This is a genomic window from Rosenbergiella australiborealis, assembly GCF_018494035.1.
Classification (GTDB): Bacteria; Pseudomonadota; Gammaproteobacteria; order Enterobacterales; family Enterobacteriaceae; genus Rosenbergiella; species Rosenbergiella australiborealis.
The window spans coordinates 135,546-152,848 of record NZ_JABBFO010000002.1 but is presented as its reverse complement, the minus strand read 5'-3'; the positions used below and the strand labels follow the sequence as shown (position 1 = coordinate 152,848).

18 protein-coding genes are annotated in these 17,303 nt (G+C 43.4%); 12 read left to right on the top strand and 6 right to left on the bottom strand.

Annotated elements, in window-relative coordinates; translation table 11 throughout:
• Positions 1–13: 13 nt before the first annotated feature.
• Positions 14–886, bottom strand: coding sequence for a LysR family transcriptional regulator (locus tag HGT73_RS03315; RefSeq protein WP_214212245.1), 873 nt, complete (start codon positions 884–886; stop codon positions 14–16).
• Between the two features lie 154 nt (positions 887–1,040).
• Here HGT73_RS03315 and HGT73_RS03310 point away from each other — a divergent pair, with 154 nt between their 5' ends.
• On the top strand, positions 1,041–1,778 hold the full coding sequence (locus tag HGT73_RS03310; protein ID WP_214212244.1) for an SDR family NAD(P)-dependent oxidoreductase: 738 nt from the start codon (positions 1,041–1,043) through the stop codon (positions 1,776–1,778).
• 11 nt (positions 1,779–1,789) lie between these two features.
• Positions 1,790–2,488: an acetolactate decarboxylase gene (locus HGT73_RS03305; protein ID WP_214212243.1), complete on the top strand. Its 699-nt coding sequence runs from the start codon at positions 1,790–1,792 to the stop codon at positions 2,486–2,488.
• A gap of 238 nt (positions 2,489–2,726) precedes the next feature.
• On the opposite strand, the gene HGT73_RS03300 is transcribed toward HGT73_RS03305, so the two are convergent.
• Together HGT73_RS03300 and eco are read right to left on the bottom strand one after the other, a co-directional pair.
• Positions 2,727–3,458, bottom strand: coding sequence for an SDR family oxidoreductase (locus HGT73_RS03300; protein WP_214212242.1), 732 nt, complete (start codon positions 3,456–3,458; stop codon positions 2,727–2,729).
• Between the two features lie 365 nt (positions 3,459–3,823).
• Positions 3,824–4,318 (bottom strand): serine protease inhibitor ecotin, encoded by a 495-nt coding sequence (gene eco / locus HGT73_RS03295; RefSeq protein ID WP_214212241.1) that lies wholly within the window; start codon positions 4,316–4,318, stop codon positions 3,824–3,826.
• Between the two features lie 180 nt (positions 4,319–4,498).
• Between eco and hpxO the strand changes: the two genes are divergently transcribed.
• Entirely contained in the window at positions 4,499–5,656 is a 1,158-nt protein-coding gene (gene hpxO, locus HGT73_RS03290; RefSeq protein ID WP_214212240.1) for an FAD-dependent urate hydroxylase HpxO, read from the top strand.
• Between the two features lie 10 nt (positions 5,657–5,666).
• Here hpxO and guaD read toward each other — a convergent pair whose 3' ends face one another.
• Positions 5,667–6,983 (bottom strand): guanine deaminase, encoded by a 1,317-nt coding sequence (guaD, locus tag HGT73_RS03285; protein ID WP_214212239.1) that lies wholly within the window; start codon positions 6,981–6,983, stop codon positions 5,667–5,669.
• Positions 6,984–7,170: 187 nt separating this feature from the next.
• On the opposite strand from guaD, the gene ydfG reads away from it, so the two are divergent.
• The 3 genes from ydfG (at position 7,171) to HGT73_RS03270 (ending at position 8,579) form a co-directional block, all read left to right on the top strand.
• Positions 7,171–7,917, top strand: coding sequence for a bifunctional NADP-dependent 3-hydroxy acid dehydrogenase/3-hydroxypropionate dehydrogenase YdfG (gene ydfG / locus HGT73_RS03280; RefSeq protein ID WP_214212238.1), 747 nt, complete (start codon positions 7,171–7,173; stop codon positions 7,915–7,917).
• A gap of 71 nt (positions 7,918–7,988) precedes the next feature.
• Positions 7,989–8,324 (top strand): DUF1283 family protein, encoded by a 336-nt coding sequence (locus tag HGT73_RS03275; protein ID WP_214212498.1) that lies wholly within the window; start codon positions 7,989–7,991, stop codon positions 8,322–8,324.
• Positions 8,325–8,339: 15 nt separating this feature from the next.
• Positions 8,340–8,579, top strand: a complete 240-nt coding sequence (locus HGT73_RS03270) for a DUF1161 domain-containing protein (protein ID WP_214212237.1) — start codon at positions 8,340–8,342, stop codon at positions 8,577–8,579.
• 67 nt (positions 8,580–8,646) lie between these two features.
• Here HGT73_RS03270 and bioD read toward each other — a convergent pair whose 3' ends face one another.
• Positions 8,647–9,321 carry a dethiobiotin synthase gene (bioD, locus tag HGT73_RS03265; protein ID WP_338111576.1) on the bottom strand — a complete coding sequence of 225 codons (675 nt, stop codon included), beginning with the start codon at positions 9,319–9,321 and terminating at the stop codon, positions 8,647–8,649.
• A gap of 344 nt (positions 9,322–9,665) precedes the next feature.
• On the opposite strand from bioD, the gene HGT73_RS03260 reads away from it, so the two are divergent.
• From HGT73_RS03260 to HGT73_RS03235, 6 genes are all read left to right on the top strand, one after another.
• Positions 9,666–10,886, top strand: coding sequence for a sugar transporter (locus HGT73_RS03260; protein ID WP_214212236.1), 1,221 nt, complete (start codon positions 9,666–9,668; stop codon positions 10,884–10,886).
• A gap of 96 nt (positions 10,887–10,982) precedes the next feature.
• Complete coding sequence (locus HGT73_RS03255) at positions 10,983–11,927, top strand: LysR substrate-binding domain-containing protein (protein WP_214212235.1); 945 nt, start codon at positions 10,983–10,985, stop codon at positions 11,925–11,927.
• 379 nt (positions 11,928–12,306) lie between these two features.
• On the top strand, positions 12,307–13,059 hold the full coding sequence (locus HGT73_RS03250; RefSeq protein ID WP_214212234.1) for an FNR family transcription factor: 753 nt from the start codon (positions 12,307–12,309) through the stop codon (positions 13,057–13,059).
• 127 nt (positions 13,060–13,186) lie between these two features.
• Complete coding sequence (uspE, locus tag HGT73_RS03245) at positions 13,187–14,107, top strand: universal stress protein UspE (RefSeq protein ID WP_214212233.1); 921 nt, start codon at positions 13,187–13,189, stop codon at positions 14,105–14,107.
• A gap of 171 nt (positions 14,108–14,278) precedes the next feature.
• Entirely contained in the window at positions 14,279–15,229 is a 951-nt protein-coding gene (gene ydgH, locus HGT73_RS03240; protein ID WP_214212232.1) for a DUF1471 family protein YdgH, read from the top strand.
• Positions 15,230–15,444: 215 nt separating this feature from the next.
• Positions 15,445–16,836: a basic amino acid/polyamine antiporter gene (locus HGT73_RS03235; RefSeq protein WP_214212231.1), complete on the top strand. Its 1,392-nt coding sequence runs from the start codon at positions 15,445–15,447 to the stop codon at positions 16,834–16,836.
• Between the two features lie 50 nt (positions 16,837–16,886).
• Here the strand turns inward: HGT73_RS03235 and HGT73_RS03230 are convergent, their stop codons facing one another.
• On the bottom strand, positions 16,887–17,264 hold the full coding sequence (locus HGT73_RS03230) for a hypothetical protein (RefSeq protein WP_214212496.1): 378 nt from the start codon (positions 17,262–17,264) through the stop codon (positions 16,887–16,889).
• Positions 17,265–17,303: the final 39 nt, after the last annotated feature.

Below are 17,303 nucleotides of genomic sequence, written 5' to 3'. Positions count from 1 at the left end.
CGGTAGATAAAAACTAAAAGCTCAACCCCGCCAGTAACTCTTCTTTAATCTCTTTTTTGAACTGGTAAATCGGTGTCTCAGGATTGATATATAACCACATCGATTTCTTCATCACCGGCAGAAACCCGGTTAGTTGACAAAGTTTGAAGTGTCCTTTGGCTAATTTACTGGAAATAATACGGGAAGATTCAAAAGCAATACCTTTTCCACTTTCCACTGCTGAAAAAAGTTGCGATGCCCGGCTATAATACATTTTTCGATGATTGGGTATCGAAATCTGATTAATCGTGAAAAACTCATCCCAATGCGCCAGACCATGTTGATTATAAAGCAGCGTATACTGTGACAAATCTTCAATGGTTGTTATACGGTCGGCAATATCCGGGAGACTAAAAGGATAATATAAATCGTCGCCCAAATAGTGTGTGCCAGGTTGTGAATGTTCAAGCGAGTGAAAATAAACGACAATATCCCAATCACTCAGCTCTCCTTCAAAGGGTTTTTCATCGGAAACCATCTCAATATTATCGAAATGATAGCTTAACTCTTCCAGTAGTTGTTGATTGAGCAATAAAGAAGAAATGCCCGGTGGAGTAAAAATTCGGATTTTACTCCCCTTTTCTTTTAACTGTTCAATGCCTCTATTCAGAGTATGTAAACTCTTGTGTGCGTAATCAACGAATAGCTGCCCGGGTTTAGTCAGGCTAACTCCTTGCGTCTCTCTTAAGAATAGCTTAACGCCTAGCCGTAATTCTAACTTCTTGATTGCCTGACTGACCGCACTAACACTAAGGTGAAGCTCTTTAGCGGCACCTGAAAAGGATTGTGCATCGGCCACCGCGACGAATGCTGGGAGACAACTTAATACCACGGGATCGTTTTTCATATTTTTTGTTCTTCAATCGATTGTCTGTTAAGGATAACTCCTCTACAGCATAAACTATCCTATTAAGTTTTACTTAACATCCCTTTAAAAAAGTGTAATGGACACCGCGACTGTAAAGCCTAAACTATATTTATGTTTCATTAGGAGAGAAAGCATGTCTCAACAACGCCCCATCGCTATTGTCACAGGTGGTTCACAAGGTATTGGTCTAGCTATTGTTGAAACCTTACTTGCCGCTCATTATGTTGTAGTGATTGCTGATTTACAGCCTCCTGCAGAGCACGCAAAAATCACACAACCTACTTCGGTGATGTATCAGCAATGCGATGTCTCAGACGAAAAATCTGTGGAAGAACTGGTCATAAAAACCGTTGCACAATATGGTCGTATTGACGTCGTTATTAATAATGCTGGAATAGTTTGCCAAGGAGAATTGACTAGCCTCTCTCAAAAAACGTGGCAACGTGTTTTCAAAATTAACGTTGAAGGCCCCTTCTTACTCTGTCGCGCTGTTCTTCCTATTATGCAGCAACAACAACATGGGCGTATTGTTAATATTGCTTCTGTGGCAGCACAAACGGGTGGCGGATTTCTTGGTAATACCTGTTACGCATCAAGTAAAGGTGCGGTTATTTCTTTATCAAAGGGTATTGCGCGAGAATATGGCTCGCAAGGAATAACGTGTAATACACTTTGCCCAGGTTATGTAGAAACACCGCTAACAGAAGCCATGAGTGAGGCTCAAGTCGAATATGCGGTTAATGCCATTCCGGCTAAACGCCCGGGGAAACCTAGCGATATTGCTGAAGCAATACTACTCTTAGTGAGCGAAAAAAATAGTTATATCAACGGCGTCACCCTCAATGTTGATGGTGGCTTAATTCGTTATTAACAGGAAATATAATGAGCAAAATAACACAATACTCAACTATTGGTGCCCTCATGTCCGGTCATTTATCGGGTGATTTTGCCACCGGTACACCCCATAATAAGCAATTATTTGGGCTTGGCTGCTCTTGCGGGATAAGTGGTGAATTGACCGTCAGTCAAGGGCAATTTTGGGAAGCGACTGCCGGTGAACCGCTTCATCATTTTACCGATAAACATCTCCCCTTTTTACAGGTCACTGAGTTTGTCGCTGAACATTCATTTTCTGCTAAGAATGTTACCGATAACAATATCGATAAATTATTATCAGAGCAATTACCAATCGCTAATATTTTCTTAGCCGTGAATGTCAAAAGCTGTTTTGATGAGGTCGTGATTCGTCGTCCGCAACGTGATGAGAAACATAGCCGTACCGCTAAAGAAATGTCCGAAGTCCAACACGTTGATAAACTTTCCTCAGTCTCTGGCCAATTAATTGGTTTCTGGACGCCTGAGTTATTTGGTCGAATATCGGTTCCTGGTTTTCATTTTCATTTTTTAAGTGATGATGAGCAGCACAGTGGTCATGTTCTTTCATTCAGTGCTGCGGAAGCCACTGTCGACTATCAAGAAAAAGAAACTATCGAGATCCATAACGCGACCAGCGAAAAATTTAAATCACTCGATATTGATATTACACAATTAGACGAGCTAATTAGCCAAGTCGAAAAATAATCCATCAGGCAATTTTTATTCCCCCCTCTGCTGAGGGGGTTGCCCTGTCATTATATATAAAGCGTTATTTCTCTTCTTTATTATCCGCTATATAACGTTTATTTCATCACTCATTACGAGTGAAAACTAAACTACTATCCCTAAAAAAACATAATAGATGCTTTAAGTCATTTGAGATGACAGATAAAAAAGAGCACATCCCTTTATAGGAGGTGCTCTCTAAAGCCGCGGTATTTAATTAGGCAAGGAGTCCACCATCAACAGGCATTGCAATACCTGTGATATAACCCGCATTCTCACTCACTAAGAAAGAGACTGTATTCGCCACATCTTGCACTTGACCATAAGCGCCAGTGGCCACGAAGCCACTTAAGTACTTAGCTTCTTCGGTATCACCGGGATTAAGGTCAGTATCAATTGGACCTGGTTCTACTACATTAATAGTGATCCCTTTTTTACCTAGATCGCGTGCTACGCCTTGTGCAAATCCACGTAAGCCGGCTTTAGTTGCTGAATAAATCGACAAGCCTTCAAAAGGAACACGTCCGGCAAAAGCGGAGCCCATTAATACGATACGGCCACCTTCTGACATCACTTTTGCCGCTTCGCTCGTTTCGACCATCATACCGCGCAAATTGAGGTTAAGAACCTCTTCAATATCATCGCTTGTTGCTTCGGTAATTGTTTTATGTTTTCCCATACCAGCATTACAGACTAGTACGTCCAATCGGCCTAATTGTTTAACAGTTTCTTTAATCACTAATTGATTACCTGCCACCGTTGAACCATCAGCTTGAATTAATACTGCCTTACGGCCTAATCCGGTAATGTACTCAGCAATTTCATCCGCTTTGACCTTATTACGCGCATAGGAAATGGCAATATCAAAACCTTGTTCAGCCAATTGACGGGCAATAGCAGCGCCAATTCCACGGCTTCCACCAGTAACGAGTGCGACTTTATGTGTCATGGTTAACTCCTTAAGCGTAATAAAATTTACCGATAATGTTCGGTACATAAAAGTGTGACAATGTTAACACTTTTACCTTAATGTCTAAAGTTATCGACGTTACCATTAATGCTTAATACGTTGATTTTTTCTCAACTATTTACTGTGAAGAAGTTAGTCACATAACAATAACCGCGGATAAATTCCTGGGCCTTACGCGGCGTATTTTTTAAATAGAACTGCGATAACCGGTGCAGATGATGCCCTTATCCACTACAAAAATTCGGTGCGGGATCGCCTTACTTACGTGACACTGTCACATTGGAATATGTTATTTCCTATACAGAAATCGTAAAAGAGCGCGCAGCAGCGCTCTTTATGTTTCGCTATTTTTTATCTGCGGTATGCAGTGTCGCGCTCGCTTGCCAAACCCGATATTTCACCTCAATGTTGTGAGGGGCATAGATCACAATGGGAAGCTTGCTGTTGTACCGAACAAACCGCTGTGCAGTTGTCAGTGGCAAAGTGATAAACTTTTTCTGCTTTGCTTGCTCGAGGCAAGCCATCTTTGTCGAAACGAGTCCGGGTTTGATGGCGACTTGATAATAATCATATCCCCAACCACTCAAAGGTTTTACGGACAGTGAGCCTAGCAGTGATGTTGAATTACAATCTACCTCTTCAATTTTGCCAATAATCAATTCTACCTGTTGATCATCTTCTCGCCCTACCGCGGGGAGTTGAATGACGTGACGTTGTAACCCTGGAAGAGATTCAGGGTAAGCATTTAGGGGGTGTTGATTATTCGTTGTCGCACAGAACGCGCCAAACGACAGACTCCACCCGCTTATACAAAGTGCGGCAACTATAAACTTCTTCATCGATAATTTCTCCTGGTTATGCATCACTACGATAGTGCAATGTTCCATATTGGTGCAAGAAAGATCCTAGAATAAGGGGCATAGTGTAACCGTTGCCGTGAATGAAACCAAAAAAACGCGCTTTTAGTAATTGGTACAAAAGTTGCAAAGCTGACGGATTCGTTAGCAACGGGGTTTACTATGAAAGCTATAATTATTGGCGCAGGCATTGGTGGAATGTCGAGTGCAATTTCACTAGAGAATAAAGGTATTTCAACTGAGGTGTTTGAAGCGGTAAAAGAGATGAAACCGGTTGGTGCTGCCATTTCGATCTGGCCCAATGGTGTGAAATGCCTCAATGCTCTAGGGATGGGTGATAAAATTAGAGCGATCGGCGGTGATATGCAATCGATGGCTTATTATGATTATCAACACGGAACGCCGTTGACTGAATTTAGTATGAAACCACTGGTTCAGCGCGTAGGTGAAAGACCGTACCCAGTTGTTAGGGCTGAACTGCAAGATATGCTGATTAATCACTACGGTAAATCCCGCATTCATTTCGGTAAACGTTTAGTTAATATTGAACAAGATCAGCATGGTGTCACTGTCACCTTTGAGGACGGTGCTCAAGCTAAAGGTGATTTTCTGATTGCTGCAGATGGCACGCACTCGGTAGCTCGCCCTTACGTTTTGGAACAAAGTCCTCCACGACGTTATGCCGGCTATGTAAATTGGAATGGCTTGGTGACTGTAGACGAAGCCATCGCCCCAGCCGCTCAATGGACAACCTATGTGGGCGAAGGCAAGCGTGTATCGTTAATGCCCGTCAGTGAAAATCGCTTTTACTTTTTCTTTGATGTTCCCCTGCCTTTAGGTCTTGCTGAAGATCGTTTGACTCTAAAACAGGATCTTAAAAAATATTTTTCCGGTTGGTGTCCAGCCGTGCATCACCTTATTGATGCCCTTGACCCCGATACGACTAATCGCGTAGAAATCCACGACATCGAACCCTTTGATACCTTTGTTAAAGGTCGTGTTGCACTATTAGGCGATGCCGCGCACAGTACCACCCCCGATATCGGACAAGGCGGTTGTGCGGCGATTGAAGATGCTGTGGTGCTTGCTGATATTCTACACACCCATTCTCTTGGTATCGAAGATAGCCTGCAGCGCTACCAACAACGTCGCACAGTTCGGACTCGCGATCTTGTGTTGAAAGCGCGTAAACGTTGCGATGTTACTCATGCTAAAGACCCCCAATTGACGGATGCTTGGTATCAAGAACTCCGTTCAGAAACCGGCGAACGTATTTTAGCCGGTATGTGTGAAACCATTGAAGGTGGGCCTTTAGGCTAACCCGTGACGTTTATTCTTCTTCCACATGGCGCTGGAAAGCACAGCGCCCATTAACCCACGTTTGTCGAATGTTGCGCTCATCACCCAGTATCATCAACACGAATAGACGTTCCCAAATATCGCGACTCCGTGCCTGTCTAAGTTTTTGCAAAGGGGTGACAGCAAAATCAATAACAATAAAGTCCGCCTCTTTCCCCACTTCAAAATTACCGATTTGACTGTCGAGGGATAATGACACCGCCCCACCCAGTGTCGCGTGATAAAACGCCTCGGCAACCGTCAGTGAATACTGCTGCAATTGCTGTACTTTATAGGCCTCAGATAACGTTCGCAAAATCGAGAAACTGGTACCCGCCCCAATATCTGTTCCCATACCGATTTTGACATGGTGCTGGTGAGCTTTACGTAAGTTAAACAATCCGCTTCCAAGAAATAGATTCGACGTTGGACAAAAGCTGATGGCAGAGTGAGTTTGTGCAAGACATTCCCACTCTTGCTCTTCTAAGTGTAGGGCATGAGCAAAAACACTTCGTGGCCCAGTTAATGCGTAGTGATGATAAACTGAAAGATAATCTTGATGCTCTGGGAAAAGCTGTTTCACCCAGGCAATCTCTTGTGGGTTTTCACTAAGGTGTGTCTGCAACCACACATCTGGATACTCTTGCTTAAGTGTACTCACTGCAGTGAGAAGCTCAGGTGTTGATGTGGGGGCGAAACGCGGCGTTAATGCATAGCCCAGACGCCCTTTGTTATGCCAGCGCTCAATTAAGTTTTTAGTTTGTTGATAACTCTCGGAGACCGCTTCACACAGGCTATCAGGCACAAAACGATCCATCATCACCTTACCGGCGATGATTCTCATTTCACGCTGTTCGGCTGCATTAAATAAGGCATCGGTGGCAGCCTCATGCACAGAGCCAAAAATAAGTGCTGTCGTCGTGCCATTTTCCAAACATTGGTCAAGGAATCGCGAAGCCATCTCTTTAGCAAACTCGGTATCCTGATAGGCCATTTCGGCCGGAAACGTGTACTCCTCTAACCATTCGAGAAGTTGCTCTCCCCATGAACCGACCATGCCAATTTGTGGAAAATGGATATGTGTATCAACAAAGCCAGGCATAATTAATTGCCCACTCAGATCGTAGTAAGTATACCCTTGCCAATCAGGGATACTGGCCCTACTTTCCCATTCCACCAGCGCCGTGATTTTACCGTCATGAATAAATAATACGCCATCTTCAATGTAACGTGCATGTTGACTGGCTTGTGTCACATCTTTTATAGGTGTTGGAAAATCGAAAAATGCCGCCCTAATTGCATAACGCATAACGGTTCCTTTAGTCAGTAATCATATCAATAGTTAGCAAACCCTGTGCCAAGTCGATCGCGTTAACTTTATGTAAAATAAAGTCATTAAACAGAGTGTATCGTGCTTCCTGCTAAATCAAAAATAGAGCAGCCGTTGAAAATGAATGCTATGTTAAATAAATAACGCCTTCAATCTAGGAGTAAAGATGATCATTTTAGTTACTGGTGCAACTGCGGGATTTGGAGAAGCAATCACTAAACGTTTCATTCAACACGGCCATAAAGTCATTGGAACAGGACGAAGAGAAGAACGTCTTCACGCTCTGAAAGAAGAGTTAGGCGAAGCCTTCTATCCAATCACACTTGATGTTAGAGATTATGCGGCCATTGAACAGCAGCTTGGCGCATTACCGAGTAGTTGGCAGGATATTGACATTGTCGTTAACAATGCTGGTTTAGCCCTTGGATTAGGTCACGCCCAAGAAGCCGATCCCAAAGATTGGGAAACAATGGTCGATACCAATACCAAAGGGGTTATGTATATTTCCCGTGCGGTACTCCCCGTCATGGTAAAACGTAATAAAGGGCATATTATCAATATTGGCTCAACCGCAGGAAGCTGGCCTTATGAAGGTGGAAACGTTTATGGCGCGACAAAAGCCTTTGTGCGTCAATTTAGCCTCAATCTTCGTACTGATTTACACGGTACCGCTATTCGGGTCACCAATATCGAACCGGGATTAGTGGGTGGAACAGAATTTTCAAACATTCGCTTTAAAGGTGACAACGATAAAGCAGCAAATGTCTACCAAGGTACCCAAGCGCTAACCCCCGAAGATGTAACCGAAGCTGTTTATTGGGTGGCGACCCTCCCGGCGCATGTTAATATTAATACTTTAGAGATGATGCCCGTCAGCCAATCTTATGCTGGACTGCGGGTTGATAAGGCTTGAAGTAAAAAAAGGAATGCCAGGTCTTAAACGCGCGTGAGTGTTAAGGCCATACCCACAAAGGAGAAATAATGATGAAGTTATCAATTAAGGTATTACCCGCGGTAATTATGCTCAGTAGCTTATGCTCAATGAGTCAGCCACTTTGGGCGCAGACCGAGCGGATTATTATTGATAATGGCCAGAGCAACTATAGTAATGAGTTGGCGAGAGAGCATAAAGAGCAATGGGATGATACTCGCTCCCTACGTTCTAAGATCAATGCTCGCAATGAAAAAGACTTCAACCGTGTCGATCGTGCGATCGATGTTAAAGAGGCCTGCCAACAGAGTTTGAATGTTAATGCTTATTGGGAGCCGAAAACACTACGTTGTCTTGACCGCCAAACGGGAAGACCAATTCAACCTTAATCAAAGGAAAAGTGGATGAAAAAATCAGCCTTAACACTACTCGCTGCAATGACTCTGGTTCCGATGCTATCCTACGCATCTTGTGACTCGGTAAAGGCGGATATTCAGCAGAAAATCATCAAAAATGGCGTTGCCGAAACAGCATTTACCCTCGATGTCGTGCCCAACGACCAAGCCGATCAGCAAGGTGGGTTAGTCGTCGGTCATTGTGAAAATGATCAGCAAAAAATTGTTTATAAACGTACTGGTGAATAGTACGTACACAGTACGTTGTCACATTTTCTGATGCTTGACTCGCTACAGGGCGTCTGCCCTGTTTTTTTTATGCCAGAAACGATAGCGCCTGAACATCAAAGTAAGGGGTCAGATCTTTTTGTTGAATATGGGGTAAATAGGGAACTTCTCCAAGTTTAGGCGCAGGAATATGTTGTTGAAGTAGCGTGATAAGCTGTTGATACTCTTCTAACCCAGGATTAATCCGATTGGCTACCCAGCCGACCAACTCTCCACCTTGCTGTAAGATAGACTCCGCGCTTAAGATTGCATGATTAATACACCCAAGCTTAATCCCTACCACTAAGATAACGGGAATATTCTCTTTGACCACCCACTCGGATAGCGGATGTTGAGTATTAATACGACTATGCCACCCCCCCGTTCCCTCTATCACTAGCCGATCAACATGGCTTTCCAACCATGACATACCGGCGGTTAGGCACTGTTCATTGACCGAGGTAATTGCCCCTGTGCTCACTTCGCTCCCTGTAAAAGGATAGGGATTAATTTTATCGTAGCTTAACTCACAGGTTGAGGCTTGTTGAAGAAGTTGCGCATCAGTACATTGCAATCCTTGTGCCGTCGGTTGAGCATTTTGCGACACCGGTTTATAGCCAGCACAATTTATTCCATGTTGCTTGAGTATTTGTAACAACGCGAGTGAAACTGTGGTTTTGCCCACAGCGGTATCTGTACCGGTGATAAAGACTTTGTTCACTATGTTATCTTTCCCTTTTGCTCTCCAGAGATGGGGGATTTTAATTAATACTTCTTAAGAGAGAGTTGCGTTAACGCAAACTTTACGCGTATTAACAGATCGGACAATGGATACCGAATAAGGACAGTGAAAGGAAAATACCCTTGTTGACGCGGAGTGGAGCTGTTACTAAAGAGGAAAGTGATTGATTTTTATTCTTTATATGGAGCCTATCTTCAGATGAAAGGCTTATCAAAGATGGCACCTATCAAGTTATGGATTATACTTATCATTGTATATATTGAAACTACGACACTGACACTATACTGTGATCAAAATCACGTTAATTTTAGGCATATAAGATTTCTATGATTGTAGAACCTTCAGTAACATCTTCTCAACAAGAAGATATCCCCCCAGTATCACGAAAAGTGGCTTGGTTGCGTGTGCTCCTACTGGCAATCTCAGCATTTATTTTTAATACCACGGAGTTCGTACCTGTCGGGTTACTCTCGGATATCGCAACGTCATACCATATGAAAACCGCTGATGTGGGGATCATGATTACCATTTATGCATGGTGTGTTGCCCTTTTATCACTACCGCTGATGCTTGTCACACGGAACATTGAACGCCGATTACTCCTAGTCGTCCTACTCCTCATCTTCACGGTGAGCCATGTATTATCGGCATTTGCTTGGGATTTCAACGCTTTAATTGCTTCTCGAGTCGGTATTGCCATCACTCATGCAATATTCTGGTCAATCAATGCTTCTCTGGTCATTCGCATTGCGCCAATGGGCAAGCGTACACAGGCCTTGAGTATGTTGGCAACGGGTACGGCGCTGGCAATGGTGTTAGGGGTTCCGATTGGAAGAATCATTGGCCAATACTTAGGCTGGCGTACTACCTTCGGTTTAATTGGTCTCTCTGCATTTATCCTTATGATTATGTTGGCACGGTTATTACCCAAATTACCTAGCGAGCACACGGGATCACTGAAAAGTGTCCCAGAATTATTCCGTCGCCCTCCTCTTGTGTGCTTATACTTACTGGTCACTATCGTTGTGACTGCACACTACACGGCTTACAGCTATATCGAGCCTTTCATTCAGGCGGTTGCTTTACAAAGCGCGAACTTTACCACGCTACTATTATTATTGTTCGGCGGTGCTGGCATTTTCGGCAGCACACTATTCAGTGCATTGGGTAAAAAGTTTCCTTCCGGTCTCCTGCTTGGCTCGATCTTTCTCATCACGCTTTGCATGGCGTTGCTGTATCTCAGCGCCGGACATAATACGGAGACTATTTTGCTCTGTATCGTATGGGGTATCGCAATGATGATGATTAACCTCGCCCTACAGATTAGAGTACTCTCTCTTGCCCCAGATGCGACGGATGTCGCGATGTCATTAATGTCCGGTATTTATAATATTGGTATCGGTGCGGGTGCATTGTTAGGTGGACAAATTAGTAACGTATTAGGGCTTTCTGTTATCGGTTATGCAGGCGCAGCCTTTGGACTCGTCAGTTTACTTTGGTGTGCATGGAGTTTAAAACGCTATCCGATACTGCGTTCTAACCTATAGACTCTCCCTAGTTATCACAAACAGCCCGCATTTACATGCGGGCTTTTTTCTGCCATAACACTAATAACATAACAATAATTTAACATTAGGTGATCGGTGGATAATCAACACTTCACTCAAAAAATTCGTCTGAGGCACTTTCATGCCCTCGCAGCCGTCGCTCAACAAAAGTCGATCAGTGCCGCCGCGAAGTCCCTTTCGATAAGCCAGCCTGCGCTGTCTAAAACCCTCAGTGAATTAAAACAACTCTGTGGGTACGATATTGTTATTCGTCATGGACAAGGCGTCATCTTGACTCATGAGGCCCAACAACTCCTCCCCCATGCAGTCCAAATACTTAATACGCTACAGCATGCAAGCGACAGTCTTCTCACCAAAGAGGTCACCGCGGTACAAGTCATTAGGCTAGCCGCACTGACTACTGTGGCGATGGGAATTTTACCGAAGATCATTGACGCATTTCACCAACGAAATCCTAGCATACAACTACAGGTCGCGACCCTACATAATAATGTTCTATTGGCGGCGCTACGCGCCCAAGAGTATGACTTAGGGATCGGCCGTCTTGCACAAGCGTCCTTTATGGATGGTCTGGATTATGAACTCCTCTTTAAGGAAAAAATTAAACTCGTCGTTAATCCTACCCACCCGCTTCTTAAAGGTAATGTGAGCTTAGCTGCAGCAATGAATTGGCCCGTAGTCATCTCACCCGAAGGCACGGCACCTTGGCGAATTGCACAGCGCATCTTAGAAAGCCAGCACTGTCAACTCCCCGAAACTCGCCTGGAAACCTCCTCGACTTCTCTAGCACGCCAATTAGCGCTAAATTATCACTATGTTTGGTTTGTTCCTTCTGGCGCGGTACGTGAAGATTTACTACATCAAGTTTTGTCAGCGCTTCCCTTACAGTTTACTGATCCTGGAGAAAAGGTAGGGATTATTACCCCGATATCGGTCTCCCAAAACACGACGGTTGATCGCTTAAAAACCACGATACGTGAACAATGTTTTCCTTATAACGAACGCACTTTTTTAGAGTGAAAAAATATCTTTTATTCATTATATTCAATCACTTAATGATGTATTTAATATATAGGTATAAGAGTAAAATAAAATAAAAACATTTAAAAACAAAAGTAATCATTTTACGTAACAAACAGGCTTATGTAGCCTCATTTTGAGGATGATATCCTTAGGTTACTAATATTAATTATATTTATAAATTAAATGCATTTAATGTATTTGTATGTAAATAATAGAGAGGGGTGATTTTTATATTTAACCTAAATAATTGATTTTAAACAAGATAAATACCATATTTTTTAGGAGGAAAATAACAATAAATTGATCGTGGATAATACCTTTTTTTCTTCGCGAAAAATGTTAGAGTATGCCCAGATAATTTATTGGAGAATTCATCATGCTCAGTGAAAAAAGACTTATTAAACGTGCACCTGTTAATGGTAGTTCTATTCATTGCCAAGATTGCAGCATTAACCAACTATGTATTCCTTTTACACTGAATCAGCATGAACTGAATCAACTCGATAATATTATTGAGCGTAAAAAACCCATTCAAAAATCACAGTCGCTTTTCAAAGCCGGCCATGAATTGAAATCACTTTATGCCATTCGCTCCGGTACCTTGAAAAGCTATACCATTACGGAGCAAGGTGATGAGCAAATTACCGGCTTTCATCTTGCAGGCGATGTGATCGGTTTTGATGCAATCACCAGCGGCCATCACCCTTCTTTTGCCCAAGCACTCGAGACTTCAATGGTCTGCGAGATCCCGTTTGATACACTGGATGATTTGGCAGGTAAAATGCCAGCACTGCGCCAACAGATTATGCGGCTGATGAGTGGCGAGATTAAGGCTGATCAGGAAATGATCCTATTATTATCTAAGAAGAATGCTGAAGAACGTTTAGCTGCCTTTATTTGGAACCTTTCCCAACGCTTCGCACAACGAGGCTTTTCTCAGCGTGAATTCCGTTTGACTATGACACGCGGTGATATTGGTAATTATCTTGGGCTCACGGTGGAAACCATTAGTCGTTTATTAGGCCGTTTCCAAAAAAGTGGCATGCTCTCTGTTAAAGGGAAATATATCACTATTGAGAATCATGACATGCTGAATGCGTTGGCGGGGCATGTACAGAAATGCGCTTAATAATTATCTAGATAACTCTAACCGGATACGCTATGTTACTGGGCAATGATGATCCGGTTTTTTTCACCCGTCTACTCTCAAATCCGGGCTATCCTTAGGTTAACGTTTTGCGCTGAGGGGATGTCATATGACGCAGTACCACCATATTCTTGTTGCTATCGACCCTGATCAAGATGACCAACCCGCTCTTCGGCGCGCTGTTTATCTTAATCAACGATTGGGCGGTAAAATTACCGCTTTTTTAGCGATTTATGATCTCTCTTACGAGCTCACGACTGCACTGGCTTCTGAAGAAAAAGAAAGTATGCGTCAAGAGATGATCCAACAACGTACTGAGTGGCTAAAATATCAAGCCCGCGTCTACCTTGAATCGGGTATTGAGATTTCAATCAAAGTGGTTTGGCATAATCGTCAACATGATGCCATTTTGCAAGAAATCGAAACAGGTGGATATGACTTAGTATTAAAAATGGCTCATCAGTACGATAGAGTCGAATCCGTTATTTTCACGCCTACCGATTGGCATATTTTACGAAAAAGTCCTTGTCCCGTATGGATGGTCAAAGATCAACCTTGGCCCGAAACTGCAACGGCAGTTGTTGCTGTCAACTTAGCCAGTGATGATGAACAACACGACGCACTTAATCAAAAATTAGTTCGTGAAACACAAGTGCTCGCTGAAAAAGTGAATCGCACTGACGTTCATTTAATTGGTGCCTACCCGTTAACACCGGTTAATTTAGCCATTGAATTACCCGATTTTGATGCCCAGAGCTACCGCGACGCGGTGCGAGGCCAGCATTTATTAGCCATGAAATCTCTACGACAACCCTTCTCTATTGAAAGCGATCACACGCATATCGAAGAAGGAGAACCTGAGGAAGTCATTCCCGAAATGGCGGCGCATCTTAATGCAGGTGTTGTAGTGCTCGGTACCTTTGGTCGCACCGGGTTTTCTGCAGCCTTTCTTGGCAATACCGCTGAGCAAGTGATCGACCATTTACGCTGTGACCTCTTGGTGATGCGCCCTGATCCGGATTCAAGATAATATAAGCCTTACCCTCATCTCGCAGAGTAGCGGGATTAACCGCTACTCTGCCTGCGACATAAATGATGAGACAAAGGTCAATAAATTGCCTAAGACAGCTTGTCTTTTCCATGTAATAATTATCTTTCAACAACAAAAATTCTAATTTCTGCGTAAGCTGAAGGATCGTTTATGAAATTTAATGCTACTGTTTTAGCAACAGCGCTTATTTCGCTAGGGCTATCTACTGCCTATGCGGCACAAGAATTAAGTCCGCAAAAAGCAGCCACTCTCGCCCCTTATAAAAGAATTAACTTTTCCGGCCGTTTTAACTCATTAATCGACGTCAATAATGCCGTTTCCAAACGTGCGGATCAGGCCGGTGCTGCAGGATTTTATGTAGTCTCCGTCCACGATAGCAACAGTAATGGCGGTAACTGGCGTATCACGGCTGATCTTTATTTACCGGATGCGGCTCCAGCCCCCAAGAATCCGCAATATCGCTATATAAATGGCATCAAAGCGCTACCCAAAGCGGAGGCTTATCGCCTACAGCCCTATGATACTGTCAGCATTCGGGGATATTATCCAAGCCAGCCACAAGTTGAATATGCGATTTCCCGGGCAGCAAAAGCTAAAAATGCAGATGCCTTTTTTATTATCCGCCAAATCGCCGCGAACAACGGCGGTAACCAGTATATTACCGCTTATGTTTATAAGGCCGATGCCCCACAACGTATTGTCCAAAGCCCCGATGCAATACCCGCAGACTCTGAAGCAGGAAAAGCCGCGTTGGCTACTGGCGGTGTCGCAGCAAAAAATGTTGAAATCCCTGGCGTCGCATCCTCGGAATCGGCCCCTAATATCGGACGCTTCTTTGAGACACAAACGACCTCGACCAAACGCTACACAGTGACACTGCCACAAGGGCAAAAGATTCAAGAAATTAATAATATCACGGCTGCACAAATGACGCCTTTTGATACCGTAACTATGACGGCCCACTTCGGTAACCCTACGGAAATATCGACCGCTATAGCACGCCGTGCTGCGGATAAAGGAGCCAAGTACTATCATATTACTCGTCAATGGCAGAACCAAAGCGGTGGTAATCTCACTGTAACAGCCGAGCTTTTCAAGTAGTACTAAGTAGGCACCGCCCCGGTGCCTACCTTTTCGCCGACTTCTGCATAAATAATCATTTTTCCGCATTTATACTCATTGCATTCTTAACGCTCAATTCGTAGAATCAGCGCCCTCACTCGTTCCTATAAATATGCTGTGTTGCTTTCCGTTACTAGCATCACCTGCTGTTTTAGTTATCCTAACGAGACATTTTAGCCAGTTTGTAGGTATTTATGACTGAAAAAAAAATAGGTGTTGGTGCACTCACCGCATTAGTCCTGAGTTCTATGCTGGGTGCCGGTGTTTTCAGTCTCCCTCAAAACATGGCTGTGGTTTCTGGCTCAGAAGCATTGATTATTGGCTGGGTTATTACCGGTGTTGGAATTCTGTTTTTAGCCACCGCGATGCTCTATCTCTCACGTCTACGTCCAGATCTTGATGGCGGCATTTTTACCTATGCCGAAAATGGATTCGGTAAAACAATCGGTTTTCTCTCCGCTTGGGGTTATTGGCTGTGTGCGGTGATCGCCAATGTTTCTTATCTAGTGGTCGTATTCTCGGCGTTGAGTTTCTTTACTGACTCTCAGAACCATGTCGTGTTTGGTGATGGAAACACTTGGCAATCAATGCTTGGGGCATCAATACTGTTATGGGTGATCCATGCACTCGTCTCACGGGGTGTACAAACGGCTGCGAGTATTAACTTGCTAGCCACGCTCGGTAAACTGATACCTTTGGTATTGTTTATTGTATTGGGGATCATGCACTTTAACTATCAGCAGTTTTCGTTTGATTTTTCCGGTACACAACTCCATCTTCCCGTTTGGGCGCAAGTCAAACAAACCATGCTGATCACTTTATGGGTCTTTATTGGTGTTGAAGGTGCAGTAGTAGTTTCTGGGCGTGCAAAAAATAAAAACGATATCGGTAAAGCGACGCTATACGCTGTTATTTCAGCATTGATTGTCTATTTATTGGTGACTATCCTCTCATTGGGTATTCTGCCACGCGCATCATTGGCCGCGATGAAAAATCCCTCAATGGGAGGATTGCTTGCGCAAATGATTGGGCCTTACGGTTATTGGATAATTGTTGGCGGCATCATTCTTTCTGTCTCGGGCGCGTATCTAAGCTGGACAATTATGGCGGCAGAAATTCCATTTATCGCGGCAAAACGTGGTGCGTTTCCGAAAATTATTGCAAAACAAAACAGTGCCGATGCGCCTATTGGTAGCCTTTGGATGACCAATGTTAGCGTACAGCTTTGCTTAATTGCGATTGCGTTTTTTCATCTTGATTACAGCACTCTATTAACTGTCGCGTCGGAGATGGTGCTAGTCCCTTATTTGTTAGTCGGACTCTTTTTAGCCAAAATCGCATATAGCAGTCGTCACTATCGACCTTTCTTTATTGGCCTAGGCGCAGCGCTTTATGGCGTTTGGCTAATCTACGCATCGGGTCTTGAGCATCTTTTCATGTCGCTGACGCTCTATGCCCCTGGACTATTGGTTTTCCTCTATGCAGGATGGCAACATCGACATCAATATAAACTACGCCTTTTGGATAAATTATTGATTATCGCCATCATTGCTAGTGGGATGGTAATTGGTATCACTAGATTATAAAAAAAGGATAACCCATTTGGGTTATCCCTTTTTTTCAAAATGGTAGAACATTAGAACGTGACGTGTAAAAAATCATTCTCTTGATACAAATTAACCGGCTTTCGGTATTCTGTATAAATAATCGCGATTTGATGCTCTGACAGAGAGTACGGCAGTTGAATGGTGAAATAGTTTATATTTTGTTGTTCAGCCAGTACCAATAGTCGTGCAATATTCATTTCATCACTAACTTGCGTTGAGATTATTTGTAACGCGAGTTCTTTAAAATATTCAGCGGTTTCTAGCTTATTTAAGGCTGATTTTCGGGTTACAACGCCGAAAATAGGCAGAACGCCATAAATTGCATCAACGAAACGCCATTTTTTCTTACAGGACGCTGAGAGCAAACTACTGTAATTGAATGAAATACAGTCATTTTCTTTAAACATTGATGTCGATGGTACCGTCACATCATCCCCCAGTATCCG